Here is an 18129-nt window from a genome sequence, read left to right on the forward strand (position 1 = left end):
GTTTCTGACACCCTGCCATTACTGAGAGGTTCAAACGTGTCACGTACAATTATGCTCATTCCGACCGGCACCAGCGTCGGCCTGACCAGCGTCAGCCTTGGCGTTATTCGCGCCATGGAGCGCAAAGGTGTTCGCCTTAGCGTCTTTAAGCCGATTGCTCAGCCACGTGCTGGCGGCGACACTCCGGATCAAACCACCACCATCATCCGTAAGAACTCCTCGATTCCTGCCGCTGAACCGCTGCAGATGTCGCGCGTTGAGTCACTGCTGGGTTCCAACCAGCAGGATGTACTGATGGAAGAGATCATCTCCCGATACCACGCCAACACCCAGGATGCGGAAGTGGTGCTGGTTGAAGGTCTGGTGCCGACCCGTAAGCATCAGTTCGCCAACGCGCTGAACTATGAAATCGCCAAAACCCTGAACGCGGAAATCGTCTTCGTGATGGCGCTGGGCAATGACTCTCCGGCGCAGCTGAAAGAGCGCATTGAGCTGACGCAAAGCAGCTTCGGCGGTCAGAAGAACAAAAACATCACTGGCGTGATCATCAACAAACTCAACGCGCCGGTCGACGATCAGGGACGTACCCGCCCTGACCTGTCAGAAATCTTTGATGATTCCTCAAAAGCCAGCATCGCCAACATTGATCCTAAGCAGCTGTTCTCAGACAGCCCGTTGCCCGTGCTGGGCTGCGTGCCGTGGAGCTTTGATCTGATAGCCACCCGCGCGATCGATATGTGCCGCCACCTGGATGCACGCATCATTAACGAAGGCGAGATTCAGACCCGCCGGGTTAAATCCGTTACCTTCTGCGCCCGCAGTATCCCGCACATGCTGGAGCATTTCCGTCCTGGCTCACTGCTGGTGACTTCGGCTGACCGTCCGGATGTGCTGGTCGCCGCCTGTCTGGCTGCGATGAACGGCATTGAGATTGGCGCAATCCTGCTGACCGGTAACTACGAGATTGACGATCGCATTGCCCGTCTCTGCGACCGTGCCTTCCAGACCGGCCTGCCGGTGTTTATGGTGAAAACCAATACCTGGCAGACCTCACTGAGCCTGCAGAGCTTTAATCTTGAAGTGCCTGCTGATGACACACAGCGCATCGAGAAAGTGCAGGAATATGTCGCCAGCTACATTAATGCAGAGTGGATTGAGTCACTGACCGCCACATCTGAGCGCAGCCGTCGCCTGTCACCACCTGCCTTCCGCTATCAGCTTACCGAGCTGGCACGTAAAGCGGGCAAACGCGTGGTACTGCCAGAGGGCGATGAGCCGCGTACGGTTAAAGCGGCCGCTATCTGTGCCGAGCGCGGTATTGCGACCTGCGTACTGTTAGGCAACCCGGAGGAGATTCAGCGTGTCGCTGCGGCTCAGGGTGTTGAACTGGGCAAAGGCGTTGAGATTGTAGACCCGGAACAGGTTCGCGAAAACTACGTGCCGCGTCTGGTTGAGTTGCGTAAGAGCAAAGGCATGACCGAAGTGGTTGCTCAGGAGCAGCTGGAAGATAATGTGGTACTTGGCACCATGATGCTGGAGAGCGGCGAAGTGGATGGCCTCGTGTCAGGTGCCGTTCACACCACGGCCAATACCATTCGTCCGCCGCTGCAGCTGATCAAAACCGCGCCTAACAGCTCACTGGTTTCCTCGGTGTTCTTTATGCTGCTGCCGGAGCAGGTGCTGGTTTACGGTGACTGCGCAATTAACCCGGATCCGACCGCGGAGCAGCTGGCTGAGATCGCTATCCAGTCAGCCGATTCTGCCAGCGCCTTTGGTATCGATCCGCGTGTTGCGATGATCTCCTACTCTACCGGCACGTCAGGTGCGGGCAGCGACGTTGAGAAAGTGCGTGAAGCAACGCGCATTGCGCAGGAGAAACGGCCTGATCTGGTGATCGATGGTCCGCTGCAGTATGACGCCGCGATCATGGAAGATGTGGCGAAATCCAAAGCGCCGAATTCTCAGGTTGCCGGCCGCGCTACTGTGTTTATCTTCCCGGATCTCAACACCGGTAACACCACCTACAAAGCGGTACAGCGTTCAGCCGATCTGATCTCCATCGGACCGATGCTGCAGGGTATGCGTAAGCCGGTCAACGACCTGTCTCGCGGTGCGCTGGTGGATGACATCGTTTATACCATCGCCCTGACGGCGATTCAGTCCCAGCAGGCTGAAGGCTAAGCGGCGGGTCATAACGAAAAAGGCATGCCCCAGAGCATGCCTTTTTTTCGCCGGTAACAAAGCGGCTCTGTCTGATGCGGATGAATAACCTGAAGTAAAATGCCTGTTTTCAGGCCCGGTTATCGCCGTTGCGGCTCATCCACAGAGAGAGCGCTTTCAGCGAATCGTCGGTGAACTCATCACAACGTGCGGTGATCTCATCGGGCGTCATCCAGATAATCTCATCGACTTCCGATTCCTGCATGGCGAATGGCCCGTGTGATACACAACTGAACAGACCGCCCCAGACACGACAGTGCTGATCTTCGAAGTAGAATTTGCCATGTTCAGCAAACGGCACCGCGGCAATCCCTAACTCCTCTTCTGCTTCACGTCGCGCAGATTCCAGCATATCTTCACCGCTCTGCACCACGCCGCCCGCGGTTGCGTCCAGTTTGCCCGGCATAAAATCTTTTATCTCGGTGCGACGCTGTACCAGAATCTTACCCATACCGTCATGAACCACAATATAGGTAGCGCGGTGACGCAGGCACTGAGCACGCATCTGCGCACGTGTCGCCTGAGCAACGACTTCATTCTCTTCGTTTACGATATCGACCCACTCGATGCCGTCACCCGCAGTTTGATCCACCATCAGTAACCCTTTCCTGTTTGGCGTACAGTTATGTACGCAGTTTGCCACGTCGTTATTTTTATGTGGCGTAAGGTAATCACTTCCGACAGCCTGAGCAAGCCCTGGCTGTTACCGATTTTTACCACTTTCTGCTAACCACAGTTGTACCGAGGCTCGCTGCCACTGAAACTCAGCATAATGCCGCAGGCGGACGGGCAAAGGATCGCCATGTAATACCAGTCGGTTAAGCATTACTGCCAGATCGGTATCTGCAATGGACCACTCACCAAACAGGTTCTGTTGCCCCTCAGGCAGCAGACGATCGACAGCGGTAACCAGTTTATCCACCGCCTGCTGCGCTGACGCAGTCAGTGGCGCAAAACGTTCACCGGCAAACAGCACTTCTGTGGGACGCTCCTGACGGATCCACAGGAAGTCACTGCGCAGCCAGGCCTGAATCTCACGGGCACGGGCGCGCTTTTCCCGGTCGCGCGGATAGAGGCGCTCAAATTCGGGTGCCGGAAAACGCTCTTCGAGATATTCGGTAATCGCCGAGGATTCGCTTAACAGGAAGTCATCAATCTGGAGAGTTGGCACGCGGCAGGTCAGCGACAGCTCGCGGTATGCTGCGGCGTATTGCTGATTCTGCGACAGATCGACACGTTTTAGCTGGAATGGGATCCCTTTTTCGGTAAGAGCAACATAGGCAGACATAGCGTAAGGACTGAAAAATGATGAATCTGACCAAAGAGTGATGGACGGATAATTCATCGGTTACCTCAATTGGCTGTCAGGGTTGCATCATGTTTACCGATTTTTTTTTGCGAAGGCAACGCTGAGCTGCTCCGATCTCTGCCACCGGAACGAGAAAGCGCGACGCGACTCACTCTGGAATGGCTCGACTCTTCTATGCTGAAAGGTGCAAATAACAAAAACATCAAGGGAGCCGCAACATGCACATTCTAATTACCGGTGGCACGGGACTGATTGGCCGTCACCTGATCCCGCGCCTGCAGCAGCTGGGGCATCAGATTAGCGTGGTGACACGTGACGTGGTCAGCGCGCGTGAAAAACTGGGCGAGAACGTCGCACTCTGGTCAGGCCTGGCGCAACAGTCGAATCTGGATAACATCGATGCGGTGATTAACCTGGCGGGAGAACCCATCGCCGACAAGCGCTGGACGGAGCCGCATAAACAGCAGCTGTGCGAAAGCCGCTGGCAGATCACTGAGCAGATCACCTCACTGATCAATGCCAGCGCTACGCCGCCCTCTGTATTGATCTCAGGTTCGGCAACCGGCTTTTATGGCAATACCGGCGATCTGGTGCTGACTGAAGAGGATCAGGGGCAGGATGAGTTTACGCATCAGCTCTGCGCCCGCTGGGAGCAGCTGGCGCTTGCAGCAGAAAGTGAGCGCACCCGCGTCTGCCTGCTGCGGACCGGCGTGGTGCTGGCCCCCGAAGGTGGCGCACTCAGCAAAATGAAGTTGCCCTTTAAGCTCGGCATCGGCGGACCTATCGGCAGTGGCAAGCAATATATGCCGTGGATCCACCTTGATGACATGCTTAACGCCATTATCTGGCTGCTGGAGCATGATGATCTGCGTGGTCCATTCAATATGGTCGCGCCTTACGCCGTGCGCAATGAGCAGTTTGCCGCCACGCTGGGCCAGGTTATGCACCGCCCGGCCTTTATGCGCACGCCAGCCAGCGCCATTAAACTGATGATGGGCGAATCGTCGGTGCTGGTGCTGGGAGGACAGCATGTGCTGCCAAAGCGGCTGGAAGCCTCAGGTTTTAGCTTCCGCTGGTACGATCTGCAACAGGCGTTGCAGGATGTGGTGAAGCATTAACCTGACGCCCGCGCCTGTCAGACGCGGGCGCTGGATTATTTCAGCGATCCCTTGAGGAACTGCTGTAAACGCGGGCTTTTCGGGCTGCCGAACACCTCCGAAGGTGGCCCCTGCTCTTCGATTTTACCCTGATGCAGGAAAATTACGTGGTTTGAGACATGGCGGGCAAACTCCATCTCATGCGTTACCACCACCATCGTTTTGCCTTCTTCCGCCAGCTTTTGCATGATGCGCAGCACTTCACCGACCAGTTCCGGATCCAGCGCCGAGGTCGGCTCATCAAACAGCAACACCTCCGGCTCCATCGCCAGTGCGCGCGCAATCGACACACGCTGCTGCTGACCCCCGGAGAGGTGCACCGGATACTTCGCCTGCGCCCGCGCATCAATGCCCACTTTATCGAGGTAGCGGATGGCCCGCTCACGCGCCTCCGCTTTGCTCAGCCCCAGCACCTGAATCGGCGCTTCCATGACGTTTTCCAGCACCGTCATGTGGCTCCAGAGATTGAAATGCTGGAACACCATGGTCAGACTGGTGCGCAATGCGCGCAACTGCTCTTTGTCAGCGACTTTCAGCTGACCATCTTTGTCACGGACCAGCGTAATGTGTTGGTTATTGACCACGATGGTGCCTTCACTCGGTTTTTCGAGGAAGTTGATGCAGCGTAAAAAGGTACTTTTCCCTGAACCGGACGATCCAATGATACTGATCACATCGCCCGCTTTCGCAGTTAACGAGACCCCTTTCAGCACTTCATGTTCACCGTAACGTTTATGCAATTCGGTGACGCTTAATTTATTGTCAGCCATAGTTCTACTCAATGCGATGAAGAGGGTTTCACGTGGGCCAGCCAGCGACGTTCCGCCAGGCGGAACAGGCTGATTAACACGTAAGAGATAATCAGGTACAACACTGCTGCCAGACCAAAGGCGGTAAACGGCTGATAAGTTGCTGAGTTAATATCTCGTGCCACTTTCAGCAGATCCGGCACCGTGGCGGTGAAGGCTAATGCCGTGGAGTGCAGCATCAGAATCACCTCGTTGCTGTAGACCGGCAGAGCCGTACGCAGCGCGGAAGGCAGGATAATGCAGCGATAGAGTTTGAAGGTGGAGAAGCCGTAAGCCCGCGCTGCCTCAATCTCACCGTGGGGTACCGAGCGAATCGCACCCGCAAAGATTTCCGTGGTGTAAGCGCAGGTATTGAGCGTAAAGGCGAGCAGCGTACAGTTCAGGCCGCTGCGGAAAAAGGCATTCAGCAGTTCTGTGCCTTTGACAATTTCCAGCGTATACATGCCGGAGTAGAAGACCAGCAGCTGCACATAGAGCGGCGTGCCGCGAAATACGTAGGTAAAGAGCCAGACCGGAAAGCTGATAAACCGGTTTGGCGAGACCCGGGCTATCGCCAGCAGAATGGCCAGACAGCCACCAATAGTGACTGAGAGAATTAACAGCCACAGGGTGATCGCCACACCGGTAAAACGGTAACCGTCCGTCCAGAGCAGCGATTTCCAGTATTCCTGAATAATCTCAATCATAACTCGCCCTCTTCACTCCGACCGTATAGCGACGGTTCAGCCACCACAACACGCCGTTCGACAGCGTGGTAAACACCAGATAGATCACACCGGCGACGATGGCGAAGTAGAACGGCTGCCAGGTACTTTTCCCCGCCAGCTGCGTCGCCTTCACCACATCTTCCAGTCCCAGCAGCGAAACCAGCGCGGTGGCTTTCAGGATCACCTGCCAGTTATTTCCGATGCCCGGCAGCGCATAGCGCATCATGGCCGGAAACAGAATGCGGCGGAACACCTGCGCGCCGGTAAAGCCAAACGCAGTGGCCGCTTCAATCTGCCCTTTTGGCACCGCCATAAAGGCGCCGCGGAATGTTTCGGTGAAATAGGCACCATAAATAAAGCCGAGCGTAATGATACCGGCGACCATCGGGTCGATATCAAACTGCGCCAGGCCCAGTGCGTCGGTAACCTGGTTGAGGACAATCTGCAGACCGTAGAAGATCAGCAGCATCAGTACGAGATCTGGCACGCCACGAATCAGCGTGGTGTAGCCTTCAAAAATCATCGCCAGTGGCCGGCTGCGCGACAGTTTCGCGCCTGCGCCAATCAGGCCCAGCAGCACTGCCAGCACGACGGAAGTGAGCGCCAGCTCCAGCGTCACCAGCGTGCCCCGAAGAATTACATCAGAATAGCCATACAGCATTGAGAGGGTCCTGTCGTGGGGTGAAAACGAAACGCTGCCCGCCAGCGAGACGGGCAGTTTAGCTTTACCTCTCCGTTGCAGATGCCATCCGCCATTAGCGGGTCGGCTCCGGTTTCTGCACCAGGCAGAACCGGCTCAGTCCCGGTAAAACGGACACAGAGGGTAAAGCGACAGGATGGTTAGTCGCCGTACACATTGAAATCGAAGTATTTCTTCGCAATCTTGTCGTAGGTGCCATCTTTACGCATGTCAGTAAAGGCTTTGTCGATGGCGGCTTTCAGTTCGCTGTCATCTTTACGCAGTCCCATCCCGGTTCCGACGCCAAAGATCTTGTCATCCTTCACCGAAGGACCGGCGAAGGCGTAGTTTTTACCCACCGGCTGCTTCAGGAAACCTTCGCTGGCCTGCACTTCATCCTGGAAGGCCGCATCAATACGACCGGCGTTCAGATCCTGATAAACCAGATCCTGGTTAGCATAAGGGGTGACGTTAACTCCTTTTGGCCGCCAGTTCTGATTGGCATAGGTTTCCTGCGTGGTGCCCTGCAGCAGACCGATGTTTTTGCCTTTCAATGACTCGATAGTCGGCTGAATTTTCGATCCCTTCGGTGCGACTAAACGCGCGTTAGCGGCGTAAAGTTTTTCCGAGAAGGCGATCTCTTCCTGACGTTTTGCCGTGATGGAAAGTGAGGAGATGATGGCATCAATTTTCTTCGCTTTCAGTGAAGGGATCAGCGCATCAAAGTCGCTTTCAACGTAGGTACATTGGGTATGAATGCGTTTACAGATTTCGTTAGCGAGGTCGATATCGAAGCCCACTAACTTGCCTTGCGCGTCTTTCGACTCAAACGGCGGGTAAGTTGGATCTGTGCCGATACGGATTGAACCCGGAACTGCCGCGAAGACGCTGGCAGCACTGGTTAAGCCCAGCATCAGGGAAAGAGCCAGAACACGCTTTTTCATAGATTACCCTCAAGTGAAGTGCTTTTTGTTATGTGGTTCGTGATGTGTTTGCGCAAAGTAATTTGCATGTTTCATGCCAGTTCTGCAAGTTATCCACGCCGTTAACGTGATGACAGACAGGCGAAAACGCTGTGTTTGTGAGGGGAATATAGCAGTGAAGTAAAAGAGAAAAAGCGACGTTGTTAACTTTTGGTGCGTCAAATGCACGAAGAGTGATCCCAGGCGCGCTTATGCACTAAATAAGTGCGCCAGCGGAACTTTATGCACCCTGCCAGCGCATAAAGAGATCTTCCGGTAATTCGATATCGAACTGATCGATTACCCGATTCACAGTCTGGTCGATGAGCTGATCGATGGTTTCAGGCCGATGATAAAACGCTGGCACGGGCGGCATGATAATGGCACCCAGTTCAGCCGCGGTGGTCATCATCCGCAGGTGGCCGACGTGCAGCGGGGTTTCGCGTACGCACAACACCAGCTTACGCTGCTCTTTTAATACCACATCAGCCGCACGGGTCAGCAATGAGTCACTGTAGCTGTGCACAATGCCTGAAAGCGTTTTCATCGAGCAGGGTAAAATCGCCATGCCCAGCGTTTTGAACGATCCCGACGAGATATTTGCTGCAATATCGCGCACGTCATGCACCACATCGGCCAGCGCCTGCACATCACGCAGCGAATAGTCGCTCTCCAGCCCCAGCGTCTGACGTGCCGCCTGGCTCATGACCAGATGCGTTTCTACCTCTTCTACCTGCTGCAACACCTGCAGCATGCGCACGCCATAGATCACCCCGCTTGCGCCAGAGATGCCAATGATGAGTCGTTTCATATTCCAACCTTATGTCAGCTAATGCGCCATCATACGCGGCCAGCGGGTTTCTGAAAACAAACAGGGCGGGATTGCTCCCGCCCTGTTCTATGCTGCCCGACTATGGATGGGTATCAGCCTTCGTTGTGCAGCTCAAGATTTTCGACTTCATTCTGGCGCTGAAGCGCTTTGGCATCATCATTACGCAGCGACTCCAGATACTCCAGATACTGCTGGTCGACATCTTTCGTCACGTAAATACCGTTGAATACCGAGCACTCAAATTGTGCAATGTCCGGATTCTCTTCACGCACCGCTTCGATCAGATCGTCGAGATCCTGGAAAATCAGTGCATCGGCTTTAATCAGCTGGCGAATCTCTTCCACTTCGCGGCCGTGCGCAATCAGTTCCGTGGCGCTCGGCATATCGATGCCGTAGACGTTCGGGAAACGAATTTCCGGTGCCGCTGAGGCCAGGTAAACGCGTTTTGCACCCGCTTCACGCGCCATCTCAATGATCTGCTCTGAAGTCGTACCGCGCACGATAGAGTCATCCACCAGCAGCACGTTTTTATCGCGGAATTCAGCGCGGTTCGCGTTGAGCTTACGGCGTACCGCGCTGCGACGTAACTGCTGTCCCGGCATGATAAAGGTACGGCCAACGTAGCGGTTTTTCACGAAGCCCTGACGATAAGGCTTGTCGAGAATACGGGCGATTTCCAGCGCGATATCGGTGGAGGTTTCCGGAATCGGAATCACGACATCAATATCCAGATCTTCCCATTCGCGGGCAATTTTCTCGCCCAGCTTGGTGCCCATGCGGACACGGGCGCTGTAGACGGAGATTTTGTCCAGGAAGGAATCCGGACGCGCAAAGTAGACATACTCGAACAGGCACGGATTGCTTTTCGGGTTTTCAGCACACTGGCGGGTCGAAAGCTGGCCGGCTTCAGTGACATAAACCGCTTCACCCGGTGCAACGTCACGGATGAACTCAAAGCCCAGCGTATCCAGCGCGACACTCTCGGAGGCGACCATATATTCGGTGCGGCCATCAGAGATAACGCGCTTGCCCAGCACCAGCGGACGGATGCCGTTAGGGTCGCGGAAGGCCACCATGCCGTGGCCGATAATCATCGCTACGACGGCGTAGGCACCGCGAACCTGCTGATGTACCGCAGCCACCGCAGCAAAAATGTTGTCAGCTTCCAGCGGATCGTTTTGAAAACGATCTAACTCCTGCGCAAAGATATTCAGCAGAATTTCAGAATCTGAGGTGGTATTAACGTGACGGCGACCCTTTTCGAACAGGTGCTTACGCAGCACATGGGCGTTGGTCAGGTTACCGTTGTGCGCCAGGGTGATGCCATACGGGGAGTTTACATAGAATGGCTGCGCTTCAGAGGCACTGGAGCTGCCCGCGGTGGGATAACGCGCGTGACCGATCCCCATATTGCCCTGCAGTCGCTGCATGTGGCGTGCTTCGAAAACGTCGCTGACCAGGCCGTTTGCCTTTCGCAGGCGAAAACATTTCAGCGCATCGATAGTACAAATGCCTGCGGCATCCTGCCCGCGGTGCTGGAGCACCGTTAACGCGTCATAGATCGACTGGTTGACCGGCATGAAACCGGTGATACCGACAATACCGCACATGTTGTCATTTCCTCATTTAGCCGCACACCCGGTCACATCACCGGGGTAAAAAACTCGACGTGCTTTTCAGGTAATCAAAGAACCACCTGATGATATAACTGAACTCGGGAATGAGTTGAGACTGTTGCCAGTCCGGACTTTTGGAAAAGCCAGTGAATGTATCAAGGAAGAACAGCAAAGCGGCTACGATCAGCACACCACGCAACGCCCCGAAACAGACGCCCAACACCCGGTCGGTTCCCGACAGGCCGGTTTTTTCCACCAGCGTGCCGATAACGTAGTTCACAATGGCGCCCACAATCAGGGTCGCCACAAACAGCACACCGATGGCGATACCGTTACGAACCAGTTCGTCGTCAAAACCTGTAAACCAGACTGCAAGGTAGGCGTAGTAATGACTGGCGACAAAAAACGCGCATCCCCAGGTAACGAGAGATAAGGCTTCCCGGACAAACCCACGAACCAGGCTGACCAGAGCCGAAAAACCAACTACCGCAATAATGACGTAATCAATCCAGATCATGAACTCTTCCAGCGCCAGCGCAATTGCACCCCTGCATCCAGTTCGGGGCGCATTCTAACAGAAAAAGAAAACGTTTGCGTAGCGGTTTTCTTTTTCTGCATCCATAAAAAAGGCGATGAAAAAAACCGCAATCGCCCCGGTGATTCTCAGCCGGACAGGCCGTTGAAAATCGTCACTATTTTATGCGGCAGTGCGCGTTAAGCGTACTGCCTGCCCGGCAAAAGACGCTGCCTGTTACTGCTATCGGCAGCGCCAATCGCCGGTTTAGCGGGCGCTGTACGGCTTAACGACACCGCCCAGTCCTGAGATGCTTTTCAGTTCACCCACCGCGCCTTGCATTTTAGCTTTCGAAGCATCAGGGCCAACGTAGATACGGGTAATCTGCCCCTGAACCGGCGTTGACGGCACGGTAAAGGCGCGATAGCCCGACAGCCGCAACTGCGCGACAATCTCATTTACTTTGCTGGCGTTCTTCAGCGCACCTAACTGCACCACATAAGCCTGCCCCGCCGGAGCCGTGGTCTCTGCCGCTTTTGGCGCTTCTTCCTGCTTCGGCTGCTCAACCGCTTTAGGTTGCTCAACTGGCTTCGGTTTAGGCTGCTCCACGACTTTTGGCTTCTGCTGTTCAACCGGCTTCTGCTTAGGCTGCTCGGTGGCCTTCGGTTTCTGCTGCTCTGCCGCTTTCGGCTTCGTCACCGTCTGCGCAGGCACAGACTGATGAACCGGCGGCGGCGAGACCACGACCGGATCGCTCTCTTCATCCGGCTGCGTCCGTCCCTGCTCCGCCGTGGCGCTGGTTTTACCATTGCCATTGCTGCTATTGACGGCACTGCCTGCGCCTTCCGGCGGCTGAGCGGGCAGCGACTGGGTTACCGGCGGCACCATTTCGCTGTCCTGCTGATCGTCAGGTTTCGGCACCAGCGGAATGGCGGCGAACTCCTCTTTGTAATGCTTTTTCTGACCATCCAGCAGCCCTGGCAGCACAATTACGCCAACGGCGACCAGAATAACGGTGCCGACTAAACGGTTCTGAAACTTACTTGCCACGTCCTTTCTCCGTTTCAATCGATTCCATGACCTGTGCCACCGTGTGGAATGAACCACAGACCAGCACAGTGTCCTGCGGCGCAGCCCGCTCGCGCGCCTGCTGCCAGGCGAGTTCAACCGAATTAAAGGCCTCGCCCTGCGGCAGCACATCAAGCAGCTGCTCTGCACTGGCACCGCGCGGACCGTCAAGCGGTGCACAGTACCAGGCATCAACCATTGGAGCCAATGCGGCGAGCGTTCCGGCGATATCTTTATCATGCAACATGCCTACCACGGCATGTACTTTGCCGCGTTTCGGCAGCGTCGCCAGACGCGACGCCAGATAACCTGCCGCGTGCGGGTTATGAGCGACATCCAGAATCACGCGCGGTGATTCACTTATCGTCTGGAACCGCCCTGGCAGCATCGCCAGCGGCAGGCTGGCACGAATCTGCATCTCACTGACCTCAAGCCCTGAGACCCGCAGCGCCACCAGCGCGGTCGCCGCGTTAGGCAGCGGCACCTGAAGCAGCGGAAGATCGTTCAGCTCGCCCTGCGCATCACGCAGCGACCAGCTTTCGGCCTGCGCATGCCAGGACCAGTCGCGGTTGCGCTGTAATAGCTGAGCGCCTTTTTCCTGTGCGACCACAGCGATGCTGTGTGGCATATCAGGTTCACCCACGACTGCCGGTTTCCCTGCCCGGAACACACCCGCTTTCTCGCGCCCGATGCTTTCGCGATCCGGGCCCAGCCAGTCGGTGTGATCCAGCGCGATGCTGGTGACCACGGCGACATCGGCATCCACGATGTTGGTGGCATCCAGTCGTCCGCCGAGGCCGACTTCGAGGATCACGACATCCAGTTGCGCCTGGCGGAACAGATTCAGCGCGGAGAGCGTGCCGAATTCGAAGTAGGTCAGCGAAATATCAGCCCGTCCGGCTTCAATCTCCGCAAAGCTGGCGCAGTGCTGCGCTTCACTCAGCTCCTCGCCCTGGACCCGGACGCGTTCGGTATAACGCACCAGATGCGGCGAGCTGTAGACGCCAACGCGGTAACCCGCAGCGATCAGCAGCGTTTCCAGGGTGCGACAGGTGGTGCCTTTGCCATTAGTACCGGCCACGGTAAAGACAAACGGAGCGGGTTTCAGCAGGTCGAGACGAAGTGCTACCTGACGAATACGGTCCAGACCCAGTTCGATGGCCTGAGTATGCAGGTGCTCAAGATAATAAAGCCACGTGGCCAAAGGCGACGTGGCTTGAGGAAGGTGAAGATTGTCCATATGTCCCGTTTTGCTTATTTATACCTGGCAGACTGGTGCTGCGGTATACGGTGCATTGGTAAGAGGCGCGACAGGCGCGCCTCTCTATCTCCTGTCAGGCCTCGTTGCTTTCCGATTCAGTCGTCGCGGGAGCGGACGGTTCACCGTCATGCAGCGGTGCCGGCAGGTTCATCATTTTAGCCAGCAGGCTTGCCAGTTTGTAGCGCATTTCCGGACGGCGGATGATCATATCAATCGCGCCCTTCTCAATCAGGAACTCACTGCGCTGGAAGCCCGGCGGCAGTTTTTCACGCACGGTCTGCTCGATAACGCGTGGGCCGGCAAAGCCGATGAGCGCTTTAGGCTCCGCGATGTTGAGGTCACCCAGCATGGCGAAACTGGCCGAAACACCGCCCATGGTCGGGTCAGTCAGCACGGAAATGTAGGGCAGACCGCGCTCGCGCATTTTGGCCAGAGCCGCACTGGTTTTCGCCATCTGCATCAGCGACTGCAGCGCTTCCTGCATACGGGCACCGCCGCTGGCGGAGAAGCAGATCAGCGGACAGTTATCTTCCAGCGCCTGCTCAACTGCACGTACAAAACGTGCACCGACGACAGAGCCCATTGAACCGCCCATAAAGGCAAATTCAAAAGCTGCCGCAACCACCGGCATACTGTGCAGCTGACCTTTCATCACGATCAGCGCATCTTTCTCGCCGGTATCTTTCTGTGCGGCGACCAGACGATCTTTGTACTTCTTGGAGTCGCGAAACTTCAGCAGATCTTTGGGTTCAAGTTCACTGCCAAGCTCAACCATCGTTCCCTGATCGAGGAAACTGCCGAGGCGCTCACGCGCGTGCATACGCATGTGGTGGTCACACTTCGGGCAAACCTCAAGATTACGCTCCAGCTCGGCGCGGTAGAGAACCTGGCCACAGCTGTCGCACTTGGTCCAGACCCCTTCCGGGATGCTGGCTTTGCGCGTTGGCGTCGTGGTGCTTTTATTAAGAATGCGTTCAATCCAGCTCATTGATGACCTTTCTGTTTAAAACTGACCTGGTCCAGTCGTCTTGATACTGCTGAAAACCGCTTCAGCAGACGGTAAATGTCGCTCATTAAACCACAACCTGTTCAGACTGTGGATAAAAATCTGGTCTTACCCCTGAGCGAAACCTTACGGCAGCTTCTGCTGCTTCGCCTGACGGCGATGACGCCAGACTTCAATTACACCCGGCAGAATCGAGACCAGGATAATGCCCACAATCAGCAGCTTCAGGTTTTCCTGCACCACCGGCAGATCGCCAAACAGGTAGCCGGCATAGGAGAACAGCAGCACCCATAACAGCGCACCGGTCACGTTGAACAGCGCGAAGTGGCGATAGGACATATGGCCCATACCGGCAACAAACGGCGCGAACGTGCGGACAATCGGCACAAAGCGCGCCAGGATAATGGTTTTTCCGCCGTGACGGGCATAAAACGCATGGGTTTTATCCAGATGGCTGCGACGGAAAATCTTCGAGTTCGGGTTACTGAACAACCGCTCGCCAAACAGGCGGCCAATGGTGTAGTTCACTGCATCGCCCAGTACCGCGGCCACTACTAACAGTGCCGCCATCACATGCACATTGAGATCGTTACCCGGCAGTGCAGCCAGTGCACCCGCCACAAACAGCAGCGAATCGCCTGGCAAGAATGGCGTCACAACCAGCCCGGTTTCGCAGAACAGAATCAGGAACAAAATAGCGTAAATCCAGATACCGTACTGTGCAACCAGCTCGGCCAGATGCACATCGATGTGCAGAATAAAATCGACCAGAAAATGGAGAAACTCCATAGCGCGCCCTTTTAAGTCCTGAAAGTGAATTAATCCGCGAGGAACAACGGTCCCATCAACGGCTGTGGTAACGCAAAGTGGGATGGGTAATCCACCGCCACCAGATACAACCCCTCTGCCCGGGCTGTGGCTGCGGCTAATGTCCGATCCTTCGCCGCCAGCAGCGTTGCCATCCATGACTCCGGCTTATTGCCGCAGCCTATCTCCATCAGGCTGCCCACGATATTGCGCACCATGTGATGCACAAACGCGTTGGCTTTAATATCCACAATCACGTAGGGACCCTGACGCGTCACGTTGAGGTGAATCACGTTGCGCCAGGGTGTGCGTGACTGGCACTGCACCGCGCGGAATGAGGTGAAATCATTCTCGCCTAACAGACATTGCCCGGCGCGCTGCATCTTCTCTGCATCCAGTGGATGGTAGAAGTGCGTCACGCCCTGCGCCAGCACCGCCGGACGCAGACGCTGATTGTAGATCAGGTAGCGATAGCGTCGGGCCGTGGCGCTGAAGCGGGCATGGAACTCATCCGGCACCGCTTTCACCCAGCGCACGGCAATATCTGCCGGCAGATTGGCGTTGACGCCCAGCGTCCATGCGCCATCAGGGCGCTGCGAGGTGGTTTCGAAATGGACCACCTGCCCCGTGCCGTGCACGCCCGCATCGGTGCGGCCAGCACAAAAAATGCTGACCGGATGATCGGCGACTTTCGACAGCGCGCGCTCTACCTTCTCCTGCACGCTGCGGACTTCATTCTGGCGCTGCCAGCCGTAGTAACGACTGCCGTCATACTCAATGCCGAGCGCCAGTTTTTGCGTCTGACCATCGGACATGCTTACAGATACTCCTGAACCAGTTTCTCAGCGGTTTTCACCGCCATTAGCGCGCCGCCAAAACGAATGTTGTCCGCCACTGACCAGAACTGCAGCAGCTCCGGAATACCGTAGTCGTTGCGCACTGCGCCGATGCTCAGTTCGCCGTTGCCAGAAGCATCCGTCACCGGCGTCGGCACGTCATCTTCTTCGCTCAGACGAATATCTGACGCCAGCGCCAGCTCGGCACGTGCTTCTTCCGCAGAGAGCGGGCGCAGATTTTCGATATGCACAATCTGCGCATTACCGTAGAACACCGGGGCCTGAACGCTGCTGACCGCAATCGGTAAGCCTTCGTCCTGCAGGACTTTGCGCACCTGATCAATCAGTCGGCGTTCACTTTCCACGCTGCCTTCTGCGTCGGCCTGTTGTGGCATCAGGTTAAACGCGAGCTGACGACCAAAGTGATGTTCATCAGCCGGAATACCATTCAGCAGGCGGGCACTTTCCCCCGCCAGCGCATCGACCGCCACTTTGCCGTAGCTGGAAACCGAGATCAGATTCGTCACCTGTAAACGGCTCAGCCCGGCAGCATCTACCAGCGGTTTAATTGCGGTCAGCAGCTGGCTCACCAGGTTGTCCGCCACGCTGATGATGTTGCGATTACGATAATCGGCCAGCACCTGCGGGTTCACATCCGGCACCACCAGCGGCACATCAGGTTCCAGCGCAAACAGCTCACTGCTGTCGATCACCAGACAACCCGCATTGGCCGCTTCATCGGCAAAACGTGCTGAGGCGTCACGGCCTGCCACAAAGAAGGCCAGCTGCGCCTGTGACCAGTCGAACGTCTCTGCATTGTCGACCCGCACCGAGCGGCCCTCGTAACGCTTGATTTCGCCCGCGCTGTTTTCGCTGGCCAGCAAATATAATTCACCAACCGGGAACTGGCGTTCCGCCAGCAGTTCCAGTACAGCGTTCCCTACTGCGCCTGTCGCGCCAAGTAGCGCAATATTCCAGCCGTCAGACATGTTGGTTTACTCCAGACAATGACATAAAAACAGAAGGCGGTGATATTCACCGCCCAGGGATTCAGATTTATCCCCCCCCGAAACCTGCCGCCACACTGGCAGGCATGGATTAGGCGCGTTTTCTGGTCACCGACTGATTCAGTGCAGAAAACGGTGCCATGCCTGCAGCGCCCGTTACTTCGGAGAGTAGATTGCGTTAAAGCCCAGCTGGTTCAGCATCTCAGCCGTTGAGGCGTCATCACAGTTGACCTGCAGCGAAGACCATTCGCGGCGCTCCAGATACTGCTTGCGCAGGCGATCAAACTCGCCGGGTTTCGCCGCCACTTTACGTAGCGGGGCATCATCGCGGCGCACATCATACACCAGATGCGCCAGGCGTTTCAGTGTTGGCTGATCCAGCGGGCCATTCAGGGTAATTTCACTGAATTCCGGCTCCGGCAGTAAGGTGCTGAGCGGCACCTCCTGCTGCTGACCGATAAAGTCACACCAGGCTTCAAAGACCTGGGTGGTGCCGCGTGCTTTGCCTTCCAGCGTGTAGCCCGCAATGTGCGGCGTGGCGATGTCGACCTTATCCAGCAGCGCCAGCGAGAGATCCGGCTCCGGCTCCCAGACGTCCAGCACCACGCTGAGGTCGTGGCGCATTTTCAGCACCTCCAGCAGCGCGCCGTTGTCCACGACCGGGCCGCGACAGGCGTTGATCAGGATGGTGTTGGGCTTCAGCACCATCAGCAGCGCGGCATCTGCCAGATGCCAGCTTTTGTAGGGGCCGTCTTTAAACAGCGGCGTGTGGAAGGTCAGAATATCTGCCTGCTCTGTCACCGCCTCCAGTGACAGGAAATCGCCTTCATCACCGCGATCGGCGCGTGGCGGATCGCACAGCAGGGTTTTGATGCCCCAGGCTTCCAGCCGCTTCTGCAGCCGCCCGCCAACGTTACCGACGCCGACAATGCCGACTGTGCGGTCACGCAGCTCAAAACCATCGCGCTCCGCCAGCAGCAGCAGCGCAGAGAAAACATATTCCACCACCGCGATGGCGTTACAGCCGGGAGCGGCAGAGAACGCAATGCCCGCCTGCTGCAGCCAGTTCTCGTCGATATGATCGGTGCCCGCCGTCGCGGTGCCGACAAATTTCACCGGCTTTCCAGCCAGCAGCGATTCATTCACCTGGGTGACAGAGCGCACCATCAGGCCATCGGCATCGGCCAGTTCAGCCACCGGCAGCGGACGCCCTGGCACCGCGATCACGTCGCCGGTGCGGCTGAATAACTCACGGGCATAAGGCATATTTTCATCGACCAGAATTTTCACCACGGCTTTCCTGTCTGTTACATGTGAGGCAATTATTCTGGCACAAAGC

At 56.3% G+C, this 18129-nt stretch carries 18 protein-coding genes; 2 read left to right on the forward strand and 16 right to left on the reverse strand.

The window, feature by feature from the left end:
• Positions 1–51: 51 nt before the first annotated feature.
• A complete protein-coding gene (pta, locus tag BY447_RS05040) occupies positions 52–2181 on the forward strand; it encodes a phosphate acetyltransferase (RefSeq protein ID WP_033733375.1) in 2130 nt (709 codons plus the stop codon).
• A gap of 109 nt (positions 2182–2290) precedes the next feature.
• Here pta and yfcD read toward each other — a convergent pair whose 3' ends face one another.
• Together yfcD and yfcF are read right to left on the reverse strand one after the other, a co-directional pair.
• A complete protein-coding gene (yfcD, locus tag BY447_RS05045) occupies positions 2291–2815 on the reverse strand; it encodes an NUDIX hydrolase YfcD (protein WP_003854255.1) in 525 nt (174 codons plus the stop codon).
• A gap of 108 nt (positions 2816–2923) precedes the next feature.
• Positions 2924–3565 carry a glutathione transferase gene (gene yfcF / locus BY447_RS05050; protein ID WP_013358583.1) on the reverse strand — a complete coding sequence of 214 codons (642 nt, stop codon included), beginning with the start codon at positions 3563–3565 and terminating at the stop codon, positions 2924–2926.
• Positions 3566–3747: 182 nt separating this feature from the next.
• Here yfcF and BY447_RS05055 point away from each other — a divergent pair, with 182 nt between their 5' ends.
• Positions 3748–4647 carry a TIGR01777 family oxidoreductase gene (locus BY447_RS05055; protein ID WP_110330677.1) on the forward strand — a complete coding sequence of 300 codons (900 nt, stop codon included), beginning with the start codon at positions 3748–3750 and terminating at the stop codon, positions 4645–4647.
• Positions 4648–4682: 35 nt separating this feature from the next.
• Here the strand turns inward: BY447_RS05055 and hisP are convergent, their stop codons facing one another.
• From hisP to pdxB, 14 genes are all read right to left on the reverse strand, one after another.
• Entirely contained in the window at positions 4683–5456 is a 774-nt protein-coding gene (gene hisP, locus BY447_RS05060; protein ID WP_013358585.1) for a histidine ABC transporter ATP-binding protein HisP, read from the reverse strand.
• An 8-nt stretch (positions 5457–5464) separates the two neighbouring features.
• The gene (locus BY447_RS05065; protein ID WP_013358586.1) at positions 5465–6181 is read right to left on the reverse strand and encodes an ABC transporter permease; all 717 of its coding nucleotides are present in this window, start codon (positions 6179–6181) and stop codon (positions 5465–5467) included.
• Positions 6174–6863, reverse strand: a complete 690-nt coding sequence (locus tag BY447_RS05070; RefSeq protein ID WP_110330678.1) for a histidine ABC transporter permease HisQ — start codon at positions 6861–6863, stop codon at positions 6174–6176. Before BY447_RS05070 ends, BY447_RS05065 begins: the two co-directional genes overlap by 8 nt.
• A 179-nt stretch (positions 6864–7042) precedes the next feature.
• Entirely contained in the window at positions 7043–7825 is a 783-nt protein-coding gene (gene argT / locus BY447_RS05075) for a lysine/arginine/ornithine ABC transporter substrate-binding protein ArgT (RefSeq protein ID WP_110330679.1), read from the reverse strand.
• A 259-nt stretch (positions 7826–8084) separates the two neighbouring features.
• Positions 8085–8654 (reverse strand): UbiX family flavin prenyltransferase, encoded by a 570-nt coding sequence (locus BY447_RS05080; RefSeq protein WP_013358589.1) that lies wholly within the window; start codon positions 8652–8654, stop codon positions 8085–8087.
• Between the two features lie 113 nt (positions 8655–8767).
• Entirely contained in the window at positions 8768–10285 is a 1518-nt protein-coding gene (gene purF, locus BY447_RS05085; RefSeq protein WP_110330680.1) for an amidophosphoribosyltransferase, read from the reverse strand.
• A 37-nt stretch (positions 10286–10322) separates the two neighbouring features.
• Positions 10323–10808 carry a colicin V production protein gene (cvpA, locus tag BY447_RS05090; RefSeq protein ID WP_003854265.1) on the reverse strand — a complete coding sequence of 162 codons (486 nt, stop codon included), beginning with the start codon at positions 10806–10808 and terminating at the stop codon, positions 10323–10325.
• Between the two features lie 264 nt (positions 10809–11072).
• A complete protein-coding gene (gene dedD, locus BY447_RS05095; RefSeq protein WP_110330681.1) occupies positions 11073–11855 on the reverse strand; it encodes a cell division protein DedD in 783 nt (260 codons plus the stop codon).
• Positions 11845–13113 (reverse strand): bifunctional tetrahydrofolate synthase/dihydrofolate synthase, encoded by a 1269-nt coding sequence (gene folC / locus BY447_RS05100; RefSeq protein WP_110330682.1) that lies wholly within the window; start codon positions 13111–13113, stop codon positions 11845–11847. Before folC ends, dedD begins: the two co-directional genes overlap by 11 nt.
• Positions 13114–13207: 94 nt before the next feature.
• Positions 13208–14122 carry an acetyl-CoA carboxylase, carboxyltransferase subunit beta gene (accD, locus tag BY447_RS05105; protein WP_013358592.1) on the reverse strand — a complete coding sequence of 305 codons (915 nt, stop codon included), beginning with the start codon at positions 14120–14122 and terminating at the stop codon, positions 13208–13210.
• Positions 14123–14266: 144 nt separating this feature from the next.
• Positions 14267–14929 carry a DedA family protein gene (locus BY447_RS05110; protein ID WP_013358593.1) on the reverse strand — a complete coding sequence of 221 codons (663 nt, stop codon included), beginning with the start codon at positions 14927–14929 and terminating at the stop codon, positions 14267–14269.
• A gap of 29 nt (positions 14930–14958) precedes the next feature.
• The gene (gene truA, locus BY447_RS05115; protein ID WP_013358594.1) at positions 14959–15762 is read right to left on the reverse strand and encodes a tRNA pseudouridine(38-40) synthase TruA; all 804 of its coding nucleotides are present in this window, start codon (positions 15760–15762) and stop codon (positions 14959–14961) included.
• Between the two features lie 2 nt (positions 15763–15764).
• Positions 15765–16772, reverse strand: a complete 1008-nt coding sequence (locus BY447_RS05120) for an aspartate-semialdehyde dehydrogenase (RefSeq protein ID WP_013358595.1) — start codon at positions 16770–16772, stop codon at positions 15765–15767.
• A gap of 174 nt (positions 16773–16946) precedes the next feature.
• A complete protein-coding gene (pdxB, locus tag BY447_RS05125; protein WP_110330683.1) occupies positions 16947–18080 on the reverse strand; it encodes a 4-phosphoerythronate dehydrogenase PdxB in 1134 nt (377 codons plus the stop codon).
• Positions 18081–18129: the final 49 nt, after the last annotated feature.

Origin of the sequence: Pantoea sp. JKS000250 (assembly GCF_003201065.1) — a bacterium.
GTDB lineage: Bacteria > Pseudomonadota > Gammaproteobacteria > Enterobacterales > Enterobacteriaceae > Pantoea > Pantoea vagans.

Coding starts and splice junctions, on each gene's coding strand:
- cvpA (WP_003854265.1), bottom strand. CDS start 10,808: ATGATCTGGATTGATTACGTCATTATTGCGGTAGTTGGTTTTTCGGCT.
- accD (WP_013358592.1), bottom strand. CDS start 14,122: ATGAGCTGGATTGAACGCATTCTTAATAAAAGCACCACGACGCCAACG.
- hisP (WP_013358585.1), bottom strand. CDS start 5,456: ATGGCTGACAATAAATTAAGCGTCACCGAATTGCATAAACGTTACGGT.
- yfcF (WP_013358583.1), bottom strand. CDS start 3,565: ATGAATTATCCGTCCATCACTCTTTGGTCAGATTCATCATTTTTCAGT.
- BY447_RS05065 (WP_013358586.1), bottom strand. CDS start 6,181: ATGATTGAGATTATTCAGGAATACTGGAAATCGCTGCTCTGGACGGAC.
- BY447_RS05055 (WP_110330677.1), top strand. CDS start 3,748: ATGCACATTCTAATTACCGGTGGCACGGGACTGATTGGCCGTCACCTG.
- folC (WP_110330682.1), bottom strand. CDS start 13,113: ATGGACAATCTTCACCTTCCTCAAGCCACGTCGCCTTTGGCCACGTGG.
- BY447_RS05070 (WP_110330678.1), bottom strand. CDS start 6,863: ATGCTGTATGGCTATTCTGATGTAATTCTTCGGGGCACGCTGGTGACG.
- pta (WP_033733375.1), top strand. CDS start 52: ATGCTCATTCCGACCGGCACCAGCGTCGGCCTGACCAGCGTCAGCCTT.
- argT (WP_110330679.1), bottom strand. CDS start 7,825: ATGAAAAAGCGTGTTCTGGCTCTTTCCCTGATGCTGGGCTTAACCAGT.
- BY447_RS05120 (WP_013358595.1), bottom strand. CDS start 16,772: ATGTCTGACGGCTGGAATATTGCGCTACTTGGCGCGACAGGCGCAGTA.
- yfcD (WP_003854255.1), bottom strand. CDS start 2,815: ATGGTGGATCAAACTGCGGGTGACGGCATCGAGTGGGTCGATATCGTA.
- BY447_RS05080 (WP_013358589.1), bottom strand. CDS start 8,654: ATGAAACGACTCATCATTGGCATCTCTGGCGCAAGCGGGGTGATCTAT.
- BY447_RS05110 (WP_013358593.1), bottom strand. CDS start 14,929: ATGGAGTTTCTCCATTTTCTGGTCGATTTTATTCTGCACATCGATGTG.
- truA (WP_013358594.1), bottom strand. CDS start 15,762: ATGTCCGATGGTCAGACGCAAAAACTGGCGCTCGGCATTGAGTATGAC.
- purF (WP_110330680.1), bottom strand. CDS start 10,285: ATGTGCGGTATTGTCGGTATCACCGGTTTCATGCCGGTCAACCAGTCG.